At 66.2% G+C, this 19,750-nt stretch carries 18 protein-coding genes; 11 read left to right on the top strand and 7 right to left on the bottom strand.

Translation table 11 applies throughout. The features are described 5' to 3' along the window. The first annotated feature begins 55 nt into the window (after positions 1-55). The gene (locus tag QRM95_RS19030) at positions 56-1,147 is read left to right on the top strand and encodes an ROK family glucokinase (RefSeq protein ID WP_285248998.1); all 1,092 of its coding nucleotides are present in this window, start codon (positions 56-58) and stop codon (positions 1,145-1,147) included. Between the two features lie 17 nt (positions 1,148-1,164). On the opposite strand, the gene QRM95_RS19025 is transcribed toward QRM95_RS19030, so the two are convergent. From QRM95_RS19025 to QRM95_RS19015, 3 genes are read right to left on the bottom strand one after another with little or no spacing between them, the layout of a single operon-like run. Further along, positions 1,165-1,734: a hypothetical protein gene (locus tag QRM95_RS19025; RefSeq protein WP_285248997.1), complete on the bottom strand. Its 570-nt coding sequence runs from the start codon at positions 1,732-1,734 to the stop codon at positions 1,165-1,167. Beyond that, on the bottom strand, positions 1,721-2,530 hold the full coding sequence (locus tag QRM95_RS19020) for an alpha/beta hydrolase (protein ID WP_285248996.1): 810 nt from the start codon (positions 2,528-2,530) through the stop codon (positions 1,721-1,723). The genes QRM95_RS19025 and QRM95_RS19020 overlap by 14 nt, the downstream gene beginning before the upstream one ends. Further along, positions 2,527-3,315, bottom strand: coding sequence for an alpha/beta hydrolase (locus QRM95_RS19015; RefSeq protein WP_285248995.1), 789 nt, complete (start codon positions 3,313-3,315; stop codon positions 2,527-2,529). Before QRM95_RS19015 ends, QRM95_RS19020 begins: the two co-directional genes overlap by 4 nt. A 111-nt stretch (positions 3,316-3,426) precedes the next feature. On the opposite strand from QRM95_RS19015, the gene QRM95_RS19010 reads away from it, so the two are divergent. Beyond that, the gene (locus QRM95_RS19010) at positions 3,427-4,251 is read left to right on the top strand and encodes a lysophospholipid acyltransferase family protein (protein WP_285248994.1); all 825 of its coding nucleotides are present in this window, start codon (positions 3,427-3,429) and stop codon (positions 4,249-4,251) included. A gap of 91 nt (positions 4,252-4,342) precedes the next feature. Next, the gene (locus tag QRM95_RS19005) at positions 4,343-5,737 is read left to right on the top strand and encodes a class II 3-deoxy-7-phosphoheptulonate synthase (protein WP_018763537.1); all 1,395 of its coding nucleotides are present in this window, start codon (positions 4,343-4,345) and stop codon (positions 5,735-5,737) included. Positions 5,738-5,780: 43 nt separating this feature from the next. Here the strand turns inward: QRM95_RS19005 and pknB are convergent, their stop codons facing one another. Then, positions 5,781-7,865 (bottom strand): Stk1 family PASTA domain-containing Ser/Thr kinase, encoded by a 2,085-nt coding sequence (gene pknB / locus QRM95_RS19000; RefSeq protein ID WP_285248993.1) that lies wholly within the window; start codon positions 7,863-7,865, stop codon positions 5,781-5,783. A gap of 108 nt (positions 7,866-7,973) precedes the next feature. Then, positions 7,974-9,365 (bottom strand): LysM peptidoglycan-binding domain-containing protein, encoded by a 1,392-nt coding sequence (locus QRM95_RS18995; RefSeq protein ID WP_285248992.1) that lies wholly within the window; start codon positions 9,363-9,365, stop codon positions 7,974-7,976. A 248-nt stretch (positions 9,366-9,613) separates the two neighbouring features. On the opposite strand from QRM95_RS18995, the gene QRM95_RS18990 reads away from it, so the two are divergent. Then, a complete protein-coding gene (locus tag QRM95_RS18990; RefSeq protein ID WP_026265088.1) occupies positions 9,614-9,967 on the top strand; it encodes an Rv2175c family DNA-binding protein in 354 nt (117 codons plus the stop codon). Positions 9,968-9,976: 9 nt separating this feature from the next. Here QRM95_RS18990 and QRM95_RS18985 read toward each other — a convergent pair whose 3' ends face one another. Together QRM95_RS18985 and QRM95_RS18980 are read right to left on the bottom strand one after the other, a co-directional pair. Then, on the bottom strand, positions 9,977-11,071 hold the full coding sequence (locus QRM95_RS18985; RefSeq protein ID WP_285248991.1) for a polyprenyl synthetase family protein: 1,095 nt from the start codon (positions 11,069-11,071) through the stop codon (positions 9,977-9,979). Beyond that, complete coding sequence (locus QRM95_RS18980; RefSeq protein WP_285248990.1) at positions 11,068-11,592, bottom strand: hypothetical protein; 525 nt, start codon at positions 11,590-11,592, stop codon at positions 11,068-11,070. The genes QRM95_RS18985 and QRM95_RS18980 overlap by 4 nt, the downstream gene beginning before the upstream one ends. A 156-nt stretch (positions 11,593-11,748) precedes the next feature. On the opposite strand from QRM95_RS18980, the gene dinB reads away from it, so the two are divergent. The 7 genes from dinB to QRM95_RS18945 all read left to right on the top strand — a co-directional run bounded on the left by dinB (position 11,749) and on the right by QRM95_RS18945 (position 19,747). Next, positions 11,749-12,930 carry a DNA polymerase IV gene (gene dinB, locus QRM95_RS18975; protein WP_285249028.1) on the top strand — a complete coding sequence of 394 codons (1,182 nt, stop codon included), beginning with the start codon at positions 11,749-11,751 and terminating at the stop codon, positions 12,928-12,930. A gap of 247 nt (positions 12,931-13,177) precedes the next feature. After that, a complete protein-coding gene (locus QRM95_RS18970) occupies positions 13,178-13,549 on the top strand; it encodes an SCO2097 family morphological protein (protein ID WP_285248989.1) in 372 nt (123 codons plus the stop codon). Between the two features lie 333 nt (positions 13,550-13,882). Next, entirely contained in the window at positions 13,883-14,311 is a 429-nt protein-coding gene (gene mraZ, locus QRM95_RS18965; protein ID WP_018763545.1) for a division/cell wall cluster transcriptional repressor MraZ, read from the top strand. 170 nt (positions 14,312-14,481) lie between these two features. Beyond that, positions 14,482-15,474 (top strand): 16S rRNA (cytosine(1402)-N(4))-methyltransferase RsmH, encoded by a 993-nt coding sequence (gene rsmH, locus QRM95_RS18960; RefSeq protein WP_285248988.1) that lies wholly within the window; start codon positions 14,482-14,484, stop codon positions 15,472-15,474. Further along, positions 15,471-16,166, top strand: a complete 696-nt coding sequence (gene ftsL, locus QRM95_RS18955) for a cell division protein FtsL (protein ID WP_285248987.1) — start codon at positions 15,471-15,473, stop codon at positions 16,164-16,166. Before rsmH ends, ftsL begins: the two co-directional genes overlap by 4 nt. 47 nt (positions 16,167-16,213) lie before the next feature. Continuing rightward, the gene (locus QRM95_RS18950; protein ID WP_285248986.1) at positions 16,214-18,019 is read left to right on the top strand and encodes a peptidoglycan D,D-transpeptidase FtsI family protein; all 1,806 of its coding nucleotides are present in this window, start codon (positions 16,214-16,216) and stop codon (positions 18,017-18,019) included. Between the two features lie 96 nt (positions 18,020-18,115). Further along, positions 18,116-19,747 (top strand): UDP-N-acetylmuramoyl-L-alanyl-D-glutamate--2,6-diaminopimelate ligase, encoded by a 1,632-nt coding sequence (locus QRM95_RS18945; protein ID WP_285248985.1) that lies wholly within the window; start codon positions 18,116-18,118, stop codon positions 19,745-19,747. Positions 19,748-19,750 lie beyond the last annotated feature (3 nt).

The following is a 19,750-nucleotide window of genomic DNA, read 5'->3' as shown; positions in this document are numbered from 1 at the left end:
CGCATGCGGCCGTGTATGTCAAGACAATTCCGGTGCCCGCCTAGAATGGTGGACTATGTACGGAGCGTTGCCCGGCGATCAGGCCGGCCCCCTTGGAAGACCGGCTCCCTGGCGGCGCCGTCCCGCCATCCAGCGCGCCGGACGGTTGCACGGCGCCGGCGTCCGCGGGCACCTGCGCCTCGGCCGCAAGGGATTGGCTATCGGGATCGATATCGGGGGGACCAAGGTCGCCGCGGGCGTTGTGGACGCCGAAGGCAGGATTCTCAGCGAAGCGCGCCGGTCCACGCCGGGCACCGACCCGCGGGCGGTGGAGCAGGTCATCGTGGAACTCGTCGAGGAACTGGGCCGGGGCCACCGCATCTGGTCAGTGGGAATCGGCGCCGCAGGGTGGATGGACCTGGCCGGCGGAACTGTCCTCTTCAGTCCGCACCTGGCCTGGCGCAACGAACCCCTCCGCGAGAACCTGCAGCGGCTCCTTCGCCGCCCTGTGCTCCTGACCAATGACGCCGATGCTGCGGCCTGGGCGGAATGGCGCTTCGGTGCCGGCCAAGGGGAGGACCGCCTGGTGTGCATCACCCTGGGGACCGGAATCGGCGGGGCCATGGTGATGGACGGCAGGGTGGAACGCGGCCGCTTCGGAGTCGCCGGCGAGTTTGGCCACCAGATCATCATGCCCGGCGGCCACCGGTGCGAGTGCGGCAACCGCGGATGCTGGGAACAGTACGCGTCGGGCAACGCCCTGGGCCGGGAGGCCCGGCTCCTCGCCCGGGCAAATTCGCCCGTAGCCCAGGACCTGCTCGCGGCCGTGGGCGGACGAGCGGAAGCCATCACGGGTGCTATCGTCACGGAACTGGCCCTGGCAGGCGACCGTGCGTCGCGCGAGCTGATCGAGGAAGTGGGCGAATGGCTTGGCCTGGGACTGGCCAACCTGGCCGCAGCCCTCGATCCAGGCATGTTCGTCATCGGCGGAGGCTTGTGCTCTGCGGGTGACCTGCTGGTGCAGCCGGCCCGCAAGGCGTTCTCCCGGAACCTCACCGGCCGAGGCTTCCGGCCGGAAGCGGCCATCGAACGGGCGGCCTTGGGGCCCAACGCCGGCCTGATCGGCGCCGCGGACCTCTCCCGCGTCAGCAGCCGCGTCCGCGGCTGAGCTGACCGGCAGCCCCGCTAGACCCTCGCGCCGTCGTCGTCGCCGTTCTTTTCCTGCGGCAGCTTCATGATCAGGTACACGGTCGCGAGCACGAAGACGGCAACAATGCCCACGATCGCCAGCAAGGGTGCCGACCGCCAGAACATTGCCGACAACAGAAGCGCCACGGGTCCGCCCACGGCCCCCAGCCACGCCAGCATAGTCAGCGGATCGGTGCCGGCCAGGCTGGGCGGTTCCTCGGGCACGAACTCACCGCCGTCGTCGTCCACCTCATAGTCCCGGGGTCCCTCGGACGGGCCCGCAGGCTCTGCGCCCGTCCCGCCCGCTGCTGCCGCCTGGCGCTCCGCCGCCGACAGCTCGGCGGGCGGCATCCCGGCCAGCCCCAGGGGGTCGAAGTCCTGGAACGACGGCGGCTGGCGGGTTTCCGGCGTCCCGGATGCCTTCCCCGACGGTGGCAGCTGGCCGCCCGCCGGGGTCTCCGGGCGCGTTGCCACGGTGTCCGATTCGAGCCGTGCCACCAGGTCCAGCCAGACGGCGTCGTCCTGGCTGGCCCCCGGGTCCGGCTGGTCCGGGTCATGCCTGTTCATGGCGGCCCTCCTGCCCTGCAGCGGCGGGACTGGCCGGGGGCGCGGCGTTCAGGATGCGCCGAATGAATTCCACCGAGCCCTCGAAGATGAGCTCTGCATCATTGTCCAGCGTGGCGACGTGGTAACTGTTTTCCAGCCGGACCACGTCCAGGGGCGCGTTCGCCAGCCCGCGCCGAAGGACCGCCATGCTGGCATCGGACACCACATGGTCCACGGTTGACCGGTACACCTGGACCGGGGCGGTGATCCGGGGAAGGAGCCGGACGGTGTCCTTGAACATCTTGTTGAGTTCGTGGGCGGCCGCCACCGGGGTGCGTGCGTAGGCGCCCTCGTCCACACCGGCTTTGAGGATGTCGTTGCCGATGGACGGGGTGCTCTTCAGGACCAGCTTCAGGATGCCGGCCAGCGGCGCGCGGGGGTCGTCGACCACCAGGCCGGGGTTCACCAGGACAACTCCCGCCACCGGCCTTGTGGCGGCAATCCGCAGGGCCAAGGCACCGCCCATGCTCAGGCCGGCGGCGAAAACCCGGTCGCACTGGGCGTCCAGCTCGAGGAACGCTTCATCGAGGGCGCCGTGCCATTGCTGCCAGCGGGTCCGCGAGAGGTCCTGCCACGTCGTGCCGTGGCCAGGAAGCAGCGGCATCCGGACGGCGAAACCGGCCGCGGCGAAGGCCGTGGCCCAGGCCCGCAAGCCATGCGGGCTTCCCGTGAAGCCGTGGGACAGGACGATTCCGGTGCGGGGACCTTCGCCGCTGAAGGCGCTGGAGAAGGGACTGTGGTCTAGGCCGGAGGTCATGGCGTCTCCAAGGTACTGGTGCGGCGGGCGTGGGCGGCGACGAATGCTTCCGATTCCTCGAAGATCACGGGCGCGTCCACGTCCAGAGTAGCCACATGTCCGCTGCTGGCAAGCTCCACCACCTCGGCGAGGTTTCTCCGCAGCCCCTTCTCCAGGAGGGCCAGGGATGTTGGCGGGACCACGGCATCCGTCCGCGACTTGAAGACCTGGACCGGGGCGTCCACTTTGGGCAGCCCGCGGGTGGCGGCGCCAAAAAGCTTCTTGAGCTCATGCACGGCCGCCAGAGGAGTCCGCGAATAGTCGCCGTCGTCCGTTGCTGCCGCCGTAGGTTGGTCCTCCTGGATGGGGATCGTGGTCCGCTGGAAGTACTTGAGGACACCGATCACGCGCACCCGGCGGTCATAGAAGCTCAGGCCCGGGTTGACGATGGTCACCCCCTCAACGTGGTGGCGGGAGGCCGCGAGCAGGGCGATGGCACCGCCCATGGACAGGCCGGCCGTAAACGTCATATCGGTCCGCGCGGAAAGGTCAAGGAAGGCTTCCTCGTAGCTGCGGTACCAGTCTTGCCACCCCGTCCGGGCGAGCTGGCGCCAGTCGGTTCCATGTCCCGGCAGCAGGGGAACGGAAACCGCGTATCCCTGGCCCGCCAAGTGCGTTGCCCACGGCAGCACGCTCAGCGGGCTGCCGGTGAACCCGTGGCAGATGGCGATGCCAATCCGCGCATTGGGGCCGTGGCCTGGATAGCTGAAAGCGGCCGGACGGGGCGGGGTGCTGCTTTCAGTCATGACTCCATCGTGTCACTGTTCCTGCCAAATCTCACTAGAGTAGGGTTGCATTGAATCGCTGGCCAGGCCCGACGCCGGGGCTGGAAGCCGCCTTCCGGAGAGGTTCGCCACGTGTTCTATTGGGTCATGAAAAGGATCTTCCTCGGTCCGGTGATCAAGCTGCTTTTCCGGCCGTGGGTCAAGGGCCTGGACAACATCCCGGCGCAGGGGGCTGCCATTATCGCCTCCAACCACCTGTCATTCTCGGATTCCATCTTTATGCCGCTCATGGTCCGCCGCCCCGTGGTGTTCCTGGCCAAATCGGAGTACTTCACGGGAACCGGGATCAAGGGCAGGTTGACGGCGGCGTTCTTCCGCCTGACCAACCAGCTGCCCATGGACCGGTCCGGTGGCGCGGCCTCGGCGGCGTCCCTCAACGCCGGGATGGACGTGCTCACCTCAGGCGGGCTGCTTGGCATCTACCCCGAGGGCACGCGCAGCCCGGACGCCCGGTTGTACCGCGGGAAAGTGGGCGTAGCCAGGCTTGCGCTGCAGGCGGGCGTTCCCGTCATTCCCGTGGCCATGATCGGCACTGACAAAGTCCAGCCCATCGGCAAGCGGCTGCCCAACATCCGCAGGATCGGCATGATCTTCGGCGAGCCGCTGGACTTCAGCCAATACCGCGAGCAGGCGGAAGACCGCACCGTGCAGCGGCTTGTCACGGACGAGATCATGACAAACCTGATGCAGCTGTCCGGCCAGGAGTACGTGGACGAGTACGCCGCCGTGGTTAAGCTCCGGCTTGCCGGCAAGCCCGTGGAACCCCAGGCGGCAGCCGAGCCACTGGCGGCGCCGGTCGCGGCCGAAGGCGAATTCGTCCACGGCAGCGGCACAAAGGCACCGGAGGAAGGCACTCCGGCCGCGGAGGACGACGCCGGGACAACCGCCGCCACGTAGTGGCACGGGGGTTTCCGGTGCCGTTGTGACGCCGGGGCCGGGCTGAGTGACGACGCTGTGCCCGCCGGTCCCGCCCGGACGCTAGTCTTAGATGGTGACTGAGCTATCCGCAAAACCTGCCTTTTCGCTGTCCAGTACCGCCCAGAGCGGGGCGGCCAACTATCCCGGACTCGACAACTGGCGGGACCTTCCCATCTCGCAGCAGCCCAGCTGGCAGGACCGCGGCGTCTTCGAAGCCTCGGTAAAGGAACTTTCCGTCCTTCCCCCGCTGGTGTTCGCCGGTGAGGTGGACGTGCTGCGCGAGCGGCTCGCCGCTGCGGCCCAGGGCAAGGCCTTCCTGCTGCAGGGCGGCGACTGCGCCGAAACGTTCGAGGCCGCCACCGCGGACAAGATCAGTGCCCGCGTCAAGACCATTCTGCAGATGGCAGTGGTGCTCACGTATGGGGCGGCCATGCCGGTCATCAAGATGGGCCGGATGGCGGGCCAGTTCGCCAAGCCCCGTTCCTCAAACGACGAAACCCGCGACGGCGTCACGTTGCCCGCCTACCGCGGCGACATTGTCAACGGCTACGATTTCACGCCCGAGTCCCGCGGCCATGACGCCGCCAGGATGCTCCGCGCCTACCACACCTCTGCTTCCACCCTGAACCTCATCCGGGCCTTCACCCAGGGCGGATTCGCGGACCTCCGCTCGGTACACCAGTGGAACAAGGGGTTCACCGAAAACCCGGCCCACGCGCGCTACGAGTCGTTGGCCCGGGACATCGACCGCGCCATCAAGTTCATGGACTCCTGCGGCGCCGACTTCGAAGCCCTCAAGCGGGTGGAGTTCTTCGCCAGCCACGAGGCACTGCTGCTGGACTACGAGCGCGCCCTGACCCGCATCGACTCCCGCACCGGTTTCCCTTACGACACCTCGGCCCACTTCCTGTGGATCGGGGAGCGCACCCGGGAGCTGGACCACGCCCACGTCGACTTCCTCTCGCGGGTGCGCAACCCCATTGGGGTCAAGCTCGGCCCGTCCACCACCGGTGATGACGCCCTGCGCCTCATCGACAAGCTGGACCCTGACCGCGAGCCCGGCCGCCTGACCTTCATTACCCGCATGGGGGCGGGCAACATCCGGGAGAAGCTGCCTGCCGTCGTCGAGAAGGTCACAGCGTCCGGTGCCCAGGTGCTGTGGGTCACCGACCCCATGCACGGCAACACCGTCACGTCCCCCAACGGCTACAAGACGCGCAATTTCGACGACGTCATCGACGAAGTGCGCGGCTTCTTTGAAGTGCACCACGGGTTGGGTACGGTACCCGGTGGCCTCCACGTGGAGATGACCGGCGACGATGTGGCCGAGTGCCTGGGCGGTGCGGACCCGATCGACCAGGATGCGTTCCTGGACCGCTACGAGTCTGTGTGCGATCCCCGCCTGAACCACATGCAATCGCTGGAAATGGCGTTCCTCGTCGCCGGCGCACTCGCCAAGAACTAGGCCGGGAGGCGGGCCGGCGCTGCCGGCCCGCCTCCACCTACACCTACACCACGGTAATGGTGATGACTGACCCCTCGGGAACCTTCCGGTTCACCGGTTCCTGGTCCCGGACGGTGCCGAAGAAGCCGCCGAGGATGTTGTTGACCCGGACCTGAAAGCCCAGCGCCTCCAAGGCCTTGCGCGCTTCTGTTGCCTGCTTGCCGATGTAGCTGGGGACATCCACCAACTTGGGCCCCTTGGAAATGGTCAGGATGACCGTCCCGCCGCGGGTCAGCGTGCCCGTGGCCGGGGACTGGCTGACCACGGCGCCCTCGGGAACGGTCTTGTCAAACACTGCGTCGGGTGATGTGTCGGCAGAGAGCCCCGCGGCCTTGATGGCGGCCACGGCGTCGTCCTTGGCCTTGCCCACCACAGAGGGTACGGGTATTGGCTGTGGTCCCTTTGAAACCACCATCCCCACAGGGGTGCCATGCCGGGCGGGCGTGCCGGCAGCGGGATTTTGCGACAGCACGGTTCCGGCGGCGGCCTGGTCGTCGTATTGTTCTGTGACCGGGCCCAGCGCCATTTCCGCCGCGTTGAGGGCGTTCTTCGCGTCCGTCAAGGTTCCGCCGGTGAGTTTGGGCAGGGAGAAGAGCTGCGGGCCCTTTGAGACCAGCAGGGACACTGGCTGGAATTTGCGGATCTCTGTTCCGGCAGACGGGTCGCTGCCCACCACCAGTCCGGTCGGCACCTGGTCATCGAAGACATCGCTGGTGGTGGAATGGAAACCCACCCCGTTGAGCAGCTGTTGGGCCTGCGCCACCGTTTTGTTGGCGACGGCCGGTACGGCGGCCGCGGCGCCTGGGCCCATGCCGAAAAACCATCCGGCGCCGGTGGCCAGGAGGGCGGCAATAATAAGGACGACGATCCACAGGATGCCACGCCGGCGGGGGTTGCCGTCCCGGAGCGTCCGCGCCGGAGTGGCGGCTGCCCGCGCGCGGACCTTTTCGTCCTCCCTGTCCGACCGGCGCTGCGCGCGCTTGCTGAGCCGTGGCGGCGGGGGAGTCCAGGCGTCGTCGTCGGGGAGTGCGAGGTCCGGCCGCCGGGAGTGGAACATCAGGGCTTCGGTAGCAGCCCCGCCGGCCGGGCTCTCCTGCTGCAGCGGTTGCCGTCCGGGCGGATAGCCGGGGGCCGTCGGCCGTGCGGGAGGCATAAGCGTTGTTGGATTGCTGGCGCGGGCCAGGACCTCGGTCTGGTGCTGGGCCGTTGCGGCTGCAGCGGCGGGCGGCTGCAGGTCAAGTTCGGCATCCGTGAGGTTGGTCCGGATGTGGCGCAGTTCCTGGAGCAGCGCATTGCCGTCGACCGGCCGGTTTTCGGGATCATTGGCGGTGCACCACTGCACCAGCTCATCCACTTCCGCTGCGAGGCCGGGAACCAGGGCCGACGGCGGCCCGACCGTTCCGTTGACATGCTGGTAGGCGACCTGGATGGGGACGTCACCCTCGAACGGCTGCCGCCCCGTCAGCATTTCGTACAACATGATGCCCACGGAATAGACATCGCTGCGTTCGTCCGCCGGTTGGCCCAGGACCAGTTCGGGGGAGATATAGGCGACGGTGCCGATCAGTGCACCGGTGCTGGTGGAACTGGTAACAGCGCGGGCCAGGCCGAAATCGCCAATCTTTATCCTGCCGTCATCGGCGATCAGGACATTCTCCGGTTTGACGTCCCGGTGGATAAAGCCCGCTGCGTGCGCGGCTCCCAGCCCCTCCACCACGGGGTCGATCAGGGCCAGTGCCAGCCGCGGCGAAAGGGCGCCCCGTTCCCTGAGGACGTCCCGAAGCGTGTGGCCCTTGATGTACTCCATGACGAGGTAGGCCGTGTTGCCGTCGTTGCCCTGGTCCAGTACACCCACCACGTGCGGGTGCGAGAGGCGCGCTGCGGCCTTCGCTTCGCGGCCAAGCCTGCCAAGGAAGCTTTCGTCGGCTGCGAGGTGCGGGTGGAGCACTTTGAGCGCCACTTCGCGGTCCAGCCTCTGGTCGACGGCCAGGTAGACGGTGGACATTCCGCCGCGGGCAAGCCTGGAGGCCACTGCGTAGCGGTTGTCCACCAGTGTCCCTGCAAGGGGGTCTGTCACGTGTTCCTGCACCTTACGATCCTAATCCCGCGGCGAAAAGCATCCGAAACGGAAGCGGGTCCGAACCGGTAACGGTTCGGACCCGCGGCGTTTCATCCGTAGGCGGTGATGCCCGGGGGCTCAGCGGTAGTTCTTCTGGTTTGCCTTGATGGCTGCGACATAGGCCTTGGTGTCGTCGTACATCCCGTACTTGCTGACCGAGTACTGGCCTTGGTAGTACCCGGCGATGGCCGTGTCCTGGTCTTTGCTGGTTGCCAGCAACTGCCGGAGGATGGCGATGCCTGCCGTCGCGTTGTCGTAAGGGTCGAGCAGGTTCAGCTTGCGCCCGACCAAGTCGGATGCCCACTGCCCCGAGCTGGGAATGACCTGCATGGTGCCGATCGCATTCGCCGGTGACACGGCCCGCTGGTTGAAGCCTGACTCCTGGTAGGCAAAGGCGAGGGCAAGGGAAGTATCCACGCCCATCCGGCGGGCGGTATCCGCCACGATGTTCTTCATTTCATCCCTCGAAGGGACAGGAGAGGCGTTGAGGAGGGCTTTATTCTCGTTGGCCGAACTCACGACCGCAGCCGGGTAGCTGAAGCCAAGGAACGTGCTGGGAACCAGGGGAGCGGCGGCAGGCTGGGGGGCTGCGGGGGCGGGCTGCGGGCTTGCCTGTCCGGCGCCGCCCGGGATGACCAGTTTGCTGCCGGGGTAGATGACGGTGGTCATGCCCAACTGGTTCGCGGAGAGCAGGTCCGACAACTTGACCCCGTGACGGGACGCAATGGCTGAGAGGGTGTCACCGGCCTTGATCGTGTAGGAACCGGAGGCCGGGGCGGACGTGACAGCCAAGGCGGGTGCGGGAGCCGCCGGTGCCGGCGCAGCAGCCGCGGGAGCGGCGTCTCCGGCGCTGACCTTGATCTTCTGGCCGGGGTAGATGATGGAGCGCATCGACAGGTTGTTCCAGGCAAAGACGTCGGAGAGGCCAACATTGTGCCGCGCGGCAATGGCACCCAAGGTGTCTCCAGGCTTCACCGTGTAGGTGGCGCCGCCCGGGGCGGCCGGCGCCGCAGGGGCCTGCGCTGCGGGAGCCGGCGAAGGGGCTGCCGGTGCTGCCGAGCCGGACAGTTTGATCTTCTGGCCGGGGTAGATGATGGTGTTCGGCTGGAGGTTGTTGAGCTTGAGGATTTCCCCTGTGTCCAGTCCGAAGCGTCCGGCGATCGCGCTCACTGTGTCGCCCCGGACGATGGTGTATTCCGCGGGGGCCGCCGGCTGTGCGGGCTGCAGGGTGGCAGGAATGGTGGTGGAGACAGAAGAGGCGGGGATGAATGCGCCGGAAACCTGGGCCGCTGCCTGGGCCTTCATTGCCGCTGCGAGGCTGCTGGGAATGGTGCGTAGGGGCTGCGCTGCCGCTGCGGGTTGGGCAAGGGCCAAGGATGACAGGACGACCGCTGGCAGTGCCGCGGTGGTGGCGGCAATCATCGGCAGGCTCGGCTTGGGGGGCTGCTTGGGCGAGCGGGACATCGACATGGAAAGAATCCTCTTCTCAACTGCGGGCGCGGACGCGGGCGGGGATGCCGCTGTCAATCTTGATACTACTGTGACTTAAGTTATTCGTGTTACAACTGTGATCAAAGTGAATCTCTCACGAATTTGCGATTAGCACAAGATTCTTGGGATTGTCCGGAATGCCCGGTTTCACGGAGTGTCTCGGGGCGCGCCGGCAAATGAATTGCGCCGACTAGGCGACAGGGTACGCAGCGTGGCAACCTTGGTCCGTGAGTAATGTAGAAAACCTTGTGGGCGAATGGTTGCCGCTGCCCGACGTCGCACGTTTGTTGGATGTTTCCGTCACGAAAGTCCATGGCCTGATTGACGACCATGCTTTGGCCGCAGTGCGGGTTGGGGAGCGGAAGATCCGTTCGGTTCCCGCAGAATTCATCCAGGATGGCCAGGTAGTGGACAGCCTCAAAGGCACCATTGTGGTGCTCTCCGATGCAGGTTATTCGGATGAAGACCTCATTGTGTGGCTGTTTACTGCCGACGAATCTTTGCGCGGCCGCCCTATTGATGCATTGCGTGAAGGCCGCAAAACCGAAATCAGGCGCAGGGCCCAAACTCTCGCCTGGTAAATTCCCGCTTTAGGAGGCTCGGCTGACGGTCGCTTCAGCCAGCTTCCGCAGGGCGGTCTTGGGCAGGTCCTCCAACTCGAGTTCGTCGAGGGCATCAAATGCCGCCGCACCGAACTCTCCGATCAGGACCTCCGTCGCCTGCAGCGCACCGGAATCCTCGATGATCCGCCTGATTTCGAGGATGTCCGCCTCGGAAAGGTCGGGGCTGCCGAGGCTGGCGTCTATAAAGGCAGACTCGGCAGGGGATGCCTGGTCCAGGGCCAGCGCCACCAGGACAGTGCGCTTGCCTTCCCTCAGATCGTCCCCCGCCGGCTTGCCTGTGGTCAGCGGATCACCGAATACCCCCAGGACGTCGTCGCGGAGCTGGAATGCTTCGCCGAGCGGCAAGGCGAACGCAGAATAGCCGCGGAGGAGCTCGTTGGACGCCCCGGCCAGGGCCCCGCCCAGCGCCAGCGGATGTTCGGTGGAGTACTTGGCGCTCTTGAACCGGATGATGGACTGGGCCCTGCCGACCGCTCCGGCGCGGTCCCTGACCGGCCCCGCCACTTCCTCCAGGATGTCCAGGTACTGTCCGGCCATTACCTCTGCGCGCATGAGGTTGAAGATCAGCCGTGCCCTGCTGCCGGAGGCAGCACGCTCGCCGATGTCAGTGAACGCTTCCTCGCTGAAGGACAGGCAAAGGTCGCCGGCAAGGATGGCTGCTGCCTGGCCGAAGCGTTCGCTGTCCAGGGCCCAGCCCTGCGCGGTATGCAGCTGGCTGAAACGCCGATGCACACTGGGACCGCCACGCCGGGTGTCTGAACGGTCGATGATGTCGTCGTGGATCAGGGCAGCGGCCTGGAACAGCTCAAGTGCGGCACCTGCCGTCACAACCTGCCTGGCTCCGGCCTCGCCGCCGGCGCCCCGCCAGCCCCAGTAGCACATGAGCGCCCGGAGGCGCTTGCCGCCGGTGACGAGGTTCGAGATGGAGCCCATGATGGGCTCGATGTCCGGCGAGATGCCGGACATGATGGACTGTCGCTCGGTCAGGAAGCCGGTCAGTTCGCCCGCAACTCCCGCCACGAAGTCTGCCTGTTCATTCCTCAGCTGCTCCGCGGCCGTCACTTGGCCGACTCAGCTGCGACGTTCGCACCGATCGTGAACGTGGAGACGCCGGAAGCCTCCACCACCGAGAGGTTCACCGTCTCATTGTCACCGCGGACGAAGTCCTTTGAGGCAACCCCGCCCACAGTATCGCCCGGCACGGCCTTGAAGCCCTGGCCTTCGAGGGCCTTGGTGTAGAAGTCGATGACGGCGCTGGTGGGAGCCGATACCGTGCCCACCAACGCGGCCGTTGCCGGGGTGGATGCCTTGTCAAAGCTGCTGGACACCACCGTGGCCCCGGTCATCAGGGGAAGAAGCTGTTGGGGGAACCCTTCGACGACGGCGCCCACCGTTGCCGACGTGTTCGGGGATGCCGATGGGCTGGGTGAGGCCGTGAGGGTGGACTGCGTGGCGGCAATGGAAGCGGTCTGGGAGGACTCTGACTGGCCTGACGGGGCTTGGCTGCACGCGGCCAGGGCGAGTACCCCAACGGCGGCAAGCGTGGCCAGGCCAGCTGGCTTGAAGTTTCCAATAACCGTCACAGAGACTTTCCTCCTGGTGTTGTGGGCGGAATCAGCCTCCAGTTTAGCCAGCCTCCGGAGGGGGCGGCGCAAACCGATAGGATTGCAGCCGTGGTGCCCGCAGGTTTGAACCAGCCAGCCGCCGCGCCCCTTCCGGGCCGCCGGCGTTCCTGCATCATGCATGTGGACATGGATGCCTTCTTTGTCTCTGTCGAACTCCGGACCCGCCCCGAACTCCGCGGGAAGCCCGTGATTGTCGGGTTCCCGGGGGAGAGGTCGGTGGTCCTGTCGGGTTCCTATGAAGCCCGGGCTTTTGGCGTGAAGTCTGCGATGCCCATGGCCGTGGCGATGCGGATGTGCCCGCAGGCCGTGGTGATTGAACCCCGGCACAAGCTTTACTACGAGGTCTCCGGGCAGCTGATGGCGATTTTCGAATCCATCACCGGGCTCGTGGAGCCGTTGAGTGTCGACGAAGCCTTCCTTGACGTCACCGGTGCATTGCGCCGGCTGGGGCCGCCCCGGGGGATCGGGGAGCTGATCCGGCGCAGGGTGGCTGCGGAACTGGGGATCACCGCCTCGGTGGGGATTGCGGAAACGAAGTTCGTGGCCAAGATCGCCTCCACCCGGTGCAAGCCCGACGGGCTCCTGATGATTGGGCCTGACGAAACCGTTCCGTACCTCCACAGCCTCCCGGTGGGCGCGCTGTGGGGCGTCGGTGCCAAGACGGGTGAGGCGCTGGCGAACATGGGCATCAGGACGGTGGCCGACGTCGCGGCAACCCCGGTCTCGTCGTTAAAGAAGGTCCTCGGCGCCACAGGGGAACATGTGCACCAGCTCGCCTGGGGCATTGACCCCCGTCCAGTGACCCCGGTGCGGCTGGAAAAGAGCATCGGGGCTGAAGAGACGTTCGCCGTGGATACTGCCGACGACGCGCTCCTGAGGCGCGAACTGCTCCGGCTGTCCCACCGGACGGCGACCAGGCTGCGCAGCTCGGGCATGGTTGCGCGGACCGTAGCCCTGAAGCTCCGGTTTGCAGACTTTTCCACCATCACCCGCAGCAGGACGGTCCACACGCCCGTCGACAGCGCCCAGCTGATCTACGCGGTGGTACTCCAGTTGTTGGAGTCCCTCGGAACCAGGGCTATGACCGTGCGGCTCGTGGGGGTCCGGGCTGAACAGCTCGAGGAAGCGGCACGGACCTCGCTGCAGCTGAGCATTGACCGCAGGGATGAGAACTGGCGGGCCGCCGAGCAGGTGCTGGACGAGGTAACGCGCAGGTTCGGCAGCAAGTCCGTCCTGCCCGCACGGCTGATGGAGCCGGACATTCCGTCGGGGGATGAAACGGCAGGGCCGGCCTGACCGCCGAAGTCATTGCCGTCTTTCAGATCAGGCCTCAACAATCTATCCTTAGATATACATAGTTTTCGAGTGAATGGACTTACTGCCGGACCCTCTTGGACATGCTCCCGCCCCCGCGACTGCATGTAAGGTTCCCGTCTTGGCCGCCGCCGGCCTGACGGGAACTTTCCAGCTACAGCAGACGTTCTAGGGGTCAGAAGTAGTGGCTGGGATCAGCCCGGACGTTGGCCTACAAAAGGAGGTCGTGATGCCGCTGTCGGAGCACGAACAGAAGCTGCTTGAGCAGCTTGAGAAGCAGCTTCACGAGGACGATCCGAAGTTCGCGAACTCGATGGGTTCGGACCCCGGGCGTTCATGGTCCACGAGGCACGTGGTCATCGGAGTCCTGTGCGCGCTCGCCGGCGTCTTCCTGTTACTGGTTGGCGTCACCCTCCAGAACATTTTCGTCGGCGTCCTGGGCTTTGTGGTCATGGGCGGCGGAGTCTATTTTGCCACCATGCGCAGTTCCCGGGGCCGCCCAGGTTCCAAGGCCGGAAACGGCAAAGCCGGCAAGCCCCGGAGTTCCTTCATGAGCAGCCTCGAGGAACGCTGGGACGAGCGCCGCAGGGGAGAGTCCTGAGCGGCCTTCCGGCTAAGCCGCTCCGCCCCTCCATTTCGCTCCCCTGACGTCAGGGGAAACACACGTAAAGGCCCGCTTCGGCGGGCCTTTCCTCGTTTAACCGGCGATGGGCCGCTTTATGGTCCCGGCTGGCCCAATTTTGGGTAAAAGTCCTCCACTTTCCACCACCAAGGCATTTTCCGCATCTTTTCAGGGGTCGCATCCCATAAACGCCGTGCTGGAATGGCTGTTTTGCGTTGACTGTGGTGGAAAGTGGAGTAATGTGGAGGACATAAGAGGGTGGTTGCAACACAGGGGATGTGCAGTTCCTGACGGCGGACAGGCGGTGGGCCAGTGTTTCTGGGCACTCACTCGCCACGTCTGGATGAAAAGGGACGGATCATCCTCCCCGCAAAGTTCCGGGAGGAGCTTGCCAGCGGGCTGGTGCTCACAAGGGGCCAGGAACGTTGCATCTACGTCTTCAGTGAGAAGGAATTTGCACGGGTCCACGAGCAGATGCGGGAGGCGCCAATCTCCTCCAAGCAGGCACGTGACTACATCCGTGTATTTCTCTCTGGAGCCTCGGACGAGGTACCTGACAAGCAGGGGCGCGTGACCATTCCACCAGCGCTCCGGGAGTATGCAGGACTCGGAAGGGAACTTGCCGTGATCGGCGCCGGTACCCGCGCCGAGATCTGGGACGCCCAGGCTTGGAATGAATACCTTGCGGAGAAGGAAACCGCCTTCTCCGAAACTGACGATCCCATTCCTGGCATTCTCTGAATCCGGAACGGGCAGCAGGTGGCTTCTTGGATGAGATCTCCAGCCGGCCCACCGGCTGCCAACCTGGCTCAACTTCCCCTGAGCCAGGCGGGCAGGACGGTAGGCGCGGATGGGGATCTGGTCCCAGAAGCAGCAGGCCAGGTGACAACGACGGCGGGAAAGGACCAGGCATGACAGATGAACCAAAGCCCACGTCCGAACGCCATGTGCCGGTCCTGCGGGACCGGTGCATCAATTTGTTGGCACCGGGATTCGAAGCGGCGAGGCTGCGGGGACAGACTCCAATAGCCGTTGACGCCACCCTCGGCATGGGCGGGCACTCCGAGGCAATGCTCCAGCGGTTTCCCGACCTCCACCTCATCGGGATCGACCGCGACGAAGAAGCGCTTGCCCTCGCGGGGGAGCGGCTGGCCCCATTCGCGTCACGGACCGACCTCGTCCACGCCGTCTATGACGAAATCCCGGACGTGCTGGCGGACCTCGGCGTAGCCGAAGTACACGGGATCCTGATGGACCTGGGCGTCTCCTCCCTGCAGCTGGATGAGCGTGAGCGCGGCTTCGCCTACTCCTTCGACGCACCCCTTGACATGCGGATGGACACCAGCCGGGGACAAACTGCGGCGGATGTTGTCAACACCTACAGCGAAGCGGACCTGGTAAGGATCATCCGCAAATGGGGCGAGGAAAAGTTTGCAGGACGCATCGCCAACCGGATTGTCGCGGCCCGCGCCGTCAAGGAGTTCACCACCACCGGCGAGCTCGTTGACCAAATCCGCTCGGTTGTCCCTGCCTCTGCCGCGAAGTCGGGCGGACATCCCGCCAAGCGGACGTTCCAGGCATTGCGGATCGAGGTCAACGAGGAACTGGACGTCCTGGAACGGGCTGTACCTGCCGCCGTCGACTCCCTGGCCATGGGCGGGCGCATCGTGGTCATGTCCTACCACTCGCTGGAAGACAAGATCGTCAAGGGCGTTTTCCAGGCGCGGTCCAAGTCATCGGCTCCCCTCGGCTTCCCGGTGGAGCTGGAGGAGCACAAGCCCGAGCTGAAAACCCTCACCAAGGGCACTGAGGTGCCCACCGCCGTCGAAATCGCCGAAAACCCGCGCGCTGCCTCCGCCAGGCTTCGTGCCGCAGAACGAATCAGAGCCAGGAGAGCTGCATGAGCACCGCCGCCGTCAAGAACTTTCCCGTCGTTTCCGGCAGCTCGGCGCCCGCCAGCAGGCCCGCGGGCCGGCCTGACGAAGGCCGCAAGGGACGGACCCCGCTCTCTGTGGTCCGAACGGCACCGCGCAAGCGCCGGGCCCCCTTCGTCGTGATGTGCTTCGCCATGCTGGCCGTCGCGCTGGTGGCAGTGCTCGTCCTCAACATCTCGGTCTCCACGGCCCAGTACCAGCTCGTTGAGCTGCGGGCCAAGCAGAGCTCCTTGACCAAGGCAAACCAGGACCTCACCCAGCAGGTGCAGAACTTCGAGGCACCCCAGAACCTGGCCGCCAAGGCAACGGAACTGGGAATGGTGGCCTCCACGGTCAAAGGCCAGATCGACTTGTCCACATTGTCCGTGACCGGAAAGGCGACGCCTGCGGTCAAGGGCGCACCGGCAGGGGCAGTCATCCCGTCGCCGGCTGTGGCGGGCCAGCTCATCGTGCCCCCGGCTGCCAAGGACGCAACCGCCGGCAAGGCGACGCCGCCGGACGCCGGCAGGACGTCCTCGGCCCCGGCAGCGGAGGCGGCCCAGGCGGCAGCACAGGCACAAGCCGCCGCGCAGGCCGCAGCAGCGGCTGCGGCGGCAGCTCCGGCGCCTGAACTGCACGGCGGCTCCATCCCGGCCCCGCAGCAGAAGGTCCCCGGACAGTAAGTCGCCAGGCAGGACAATCAGCAGGTCGAACAGCAAGGAATATCACGGTGGCGCAAACGACCGGCAAAGCAGGAAAAGGCAAGGCACCCAACGCCACGAAGCGCTTGCGCCTGGGGCTGGGCATCATGCTCACCCTCCTGCTGGTGGTGGGCGGGAAGTTGTTCCTGGTCCAGGGACTCGACGTCGGCGGCATGGCGGAAGCAGCCCTGAACAGCCGGATGACCTCGGCGATCCTGCCGGCCGAACGCGGCAGCATCCTGGACTCCCGCGGCACCGTGCTCGCCAACAGCGTTATCCGCTACAACATCGTGGTGGACCAGCGAGTCAACACCAAGACCGACTCCTACAAGCGCTATGAACCGCAGGCTGACGGCCACGACAAACTGGTGGACGTCAGCCGCGACCAGGCGATCTCGGAACTTGCTGCGGCCCTCGGAATGGACACCGCCGCCGTCCGGGATGCGGTGACCGGCCAGCAGCCCTATTACATCGTGGCCAAGGACGTGAAACCCGACGTCGAGGACCGTATCTCCAAGCTCCAGGTCCCGGGCATTGTTGCCGAGGGCGTCAGCAAACGCGTCTACCCCAACGGCGCGGTTGCCGGCGGCGTGGTGGGATTCCTGCAGGACGGCACCACCGGCCAGGCGGGCATCGAGCAGACACAGGACGACAAGCTGAAGGGCACGGACGGCAAGCGGCTGTTCGAGATCGGCGCAGACGGACTGCGCATCCCCGTGGGCCTGGACCAGCTGACCCCGCCCCAAAATGGCAAGGACGTCAAGCTCACCCTCAACTCCGACCTCCAGTACTTCGCCCAGCAGGCCATCCAGAGCCAAACGGACAAGCTCAGTGCCGAATGGGGCGTCATCATCGTGATGGATGCCAAGACCGGCAACCTCCTTGCCCTGGCGGACACCAACGCCCCCGATCCCAACAACCCGGGGCTGGTGGCCGCAAAGGACCGCGGCACACGCTCAGTGACCGCTGCCTACGAGCCTGGATCGGTGGAAAAAATGATGACCGCGGCGGCGGTCATCGATGAAGGGCTGGCCAGCCCGCTGGACAAGTTCACTATTCCGCCTACGTACACCGTGGACGGCCAGACTTTCAGTGACGCCTTTACCCACGGGACAGAGGAACGGACCCTGGCTGGCATCATCGGGTATTCCATGAACACCGGAACCGTCATGGCCGGCCAGCGGCTCAGCAAGGAACAGCGCTACGACTGGCTCAAGAAATTCGGCATCGGCGAAGCCCCTGACATCGGACTGCCCGCGACGGCAGCGGGCATCCTTTCGCCGGCTGACCAGTGGGACGGACGCCAGCAGTACACCGTCCTGTTTGGACAGGGCGTTTCCCAGTCCACGCTCCAGACCGTCCGCGCCTACCAGAGCATCGCCAACAACGGTGTCATGCTGCAACCGCGGCTGATCGATTCGTACATTTCCCCCGACGGCACGGAAGAGAAAGTCCCGGCCCAACCCTCACGCCAGGTGGTCTCGGGCAGCACCGCGCAGCAGGTCAAGGACATCCTTGAAAGCGCCGTCACGGAAGGCGAGATCAAGGACGCCGGTATCGACGGTTACCGGGTGGGCGCCAAGACCGGCACGTCGGAATCGCCCTGTGACGACGGCAAATCAGGCTACTGCGGCTACACGGCCTCCATCGTTGGAATGGCGCCGATGGATGATCCGCGGTTTATTGTGGAGGTGGTGCTCCAGCGGCCGAAGGGCAGCATCTACGGCATCACCAACGGGCCGGTCTTCCGGTCCGTCATGAGCCAGACGCTGCGGACCTACAACGTCCAGCCTTCAACCGGGGAGCCGGCCAGGTTGCCCCAGTACGCGAAGTAGCCGCTGCGCCACGCTGGAAACACCAGCAGCATCCAGCGCATCACAGTGCCCGGCGCGAACCATGGCGGGCACGCACTAGCACCATCGGAGATCCCCTTGTCAGAGTTCACCACGCCCGGCGGCGACGCTGCCCGGGATGAAAGCCCGGCCCGCTTCCGGCCGGCTGCCGTAGCGCCCGTCCCGCTGGCCGCCGTCGGCAATGCCCTGGGAGCGGCAGTTCCCGCTCCGGCCGCCGAGGTCCAGGTCACCGGCATCTCCATTAACTCCCGCACCGTGGAACCCGGTGACCTGTATGTGGCACTCCCCGGGGCAAGCCGGCACGGCGCGGACTTCGCCACGGACGCCATAGAAGCCGGTGCGGCCGCGGTGCTGACAGACGACGCCGGCGCCCGTCTCCTTGCCCTCGCCGCGGACGCGCCCGTCCCGGTACTGGTCGTGGACAGCCCGCGGAACGAGGTGGGGCCCCTCTCCGCCCTGATCTACCGGAGCCAGTCCGCGGATGGCCGTCCACTGCAGCTTTTCGGGGTTACCGGAACCAACGGGAAAACCACCACCACTTACTTCATCACCTCGCTCCTGCGAGCCCTGGGACGGCAGGCGGGCCTGATCGGCACCATCGAAATCCAGGCCGGGGGTGAGCCCATTCCCAGCCTGCTCACCACGCCGGAATCACCCGAGGTCCACGGACTGCTGGCGCTCATGCACGAGCGCGGGCTGGACGCGGCAGCCATGGAGGTGTCCTCGCACGCCATCTCCTACCAGCGGGTGGACGGGCTGCTCTTCGACGTTGCCGGATTCACCAACCTCACCCAGGACCACCTGGACCTGCACCGCACCATGGACGGCTACTTCGCCACGAAGGCGGAGCTGTTCACCCCCGCGCGCGCCCGGAAGGCCGTGGTGACGGTCGACGACGAGTGGGGCCGCCGGCTGGCCGGCAAGGCCCAGGTGCCGGTCACCACGCTCAGCACCGGCGGCGACACGCCCGCCGACTGGCGCGTGACATCGACTTCGCCGCGCGGGCTCGGAACCGACTTCACCCTCACGGGGCCGGCAGGGGCCGTCCTGAACCTCCACACCGGGCTGCCGGGCAGCTTCAACGTTGCCAACGCCGCCCTTGCCGCACTGATGGTCCTCGCCTCCGGCGTGGACGCCGCAGACCTCCAAGCCGCACTGGACAGCGCCGACCCCTTTACCGTTGCAGTCCCGGGCCGCATGCAGCTTGTCTCCGACCGGCCCGCCGCCGTCGTCGACTTTGCCCACAACACCGACGCACTGGCGCGGGCACTGGAAGCGGTCCGCTCACCCGAGCCCGGCTCACGGCTGATCGTGGTGTTCGGCGCCACAGGGCAGCGGGACCAAGGCAAGCGTCCGGCAATGGGCGCCATCGCCGCGCGGCTCGCTGACACTGTGATCATTACCGATGACGACCCGCACGACGAAGATGCCGCGGCCATCCGCGCGGACGTGCTGGCCGGGGCCCGGGAGGCCGTGCAGAATGAATCGCTCGAATCAGAGTTGCTGGAAGTCTTCCCGCGGGCGGAGGCCATCCGCCGCGCCGCAGAACTCGCACGACCGCAGGACACCGTTCTTGTCGCAGGCCGCGGCCATGAGGTCTGGCAGGAGGTAAAGGGCGTCAACCTCGCCCTGGACGACCGGGTGGAACTGCGCAGCGCCTTGACAGCCAGGGGATTCAACGTTCTCCATGACGACCGGATAGAGTCCTAGACC

It is taken from the genome of Pseudarthrobacter sp. efr-133-R2A-89, from assembly GCF_030209315.1.
GTDB lineage: Bacteria > Actinomycetota > Actinomycetes > Actinomycetales > Micrococcaceae > Arthrobacter.
The sequence above is the reverse complement of the archived record's forward strand: the minus strand, read 5'-3'. Positions and strand labels throughout refer to the sequence as shown.

Bases quoted from the DNA above. Each gene is read 5' to 3' on its own strand.
- QRM95_RS19030 (WP_285248998.1), top strand. From the start codon at position 56: ATGTACGGAGCGTTGCCCGGCGATCAGGCCGGCCCCCTTGGAAGACCG.
- QRM95_RS19025 (WP_285248997.1), bottom strand. From the start codon at position 1,734: ATGAACAGGCATGACCCGGACCAGCCGGACCCGGGGGCCAGCCAGGAC.
- QRM95_RS19020 (WP_285248996.1), bottom strand. From the start codon at position 2,530: ATGACCTCCGGCCTAGACCACAGTCCCTTCTCCAGCGCCTTCAGCGGC.
- QRM95_RS19015 (WP_285248995.1), bottom strand. From the start codon at position 3,315: ATGACTGAAAGCAGCACCCCGCCCCGTCCGGCCGCTTTCAGCTATCCA.
- QRM95_RS19005 (WP_018763537.1), top strand. From the start codon at position 4,343: ATGGTGACTGAGCTATCCGCAAAACCTGCCTTTTCGCTGTCCAGTACC.
- QRM95_RS18995 (WP_285248992.1), bottom strand. From the start codon at position 9,365: ATGTCGATGTCCCGCTCGCCCAAGCAGCCCCCCAAGCCGAGCCTGCCG.
- dinB (WP_285249028.1), top strand. From the start codon at position 11,749: ATGCATGTGGACATGGATGCCTTCTTTGTCTCTGTCGAACTCCGGACC.
- QRM95_RS18970 (WP_285248989.1), top strand. From the start codon at position 13,178: ATGCCGCTGTCGGAGCACGAACAGAAGCTGCTTGAGCAGCTTGAGAAG.
- rsmH (WP_285248988.1), top strand. From the start codon at position 14,482: ATGACAGATGAACCAAAGCCCACGTCCGAACGCCATGTGCCGGTCCTG.
- ftsL (WP_285248987.1), top strand. From the start codon at position 15,471: ATGAGCACCGCCGCCGTCAAGAACTTTCCCGTCGTTTCCGGCAGCTCG.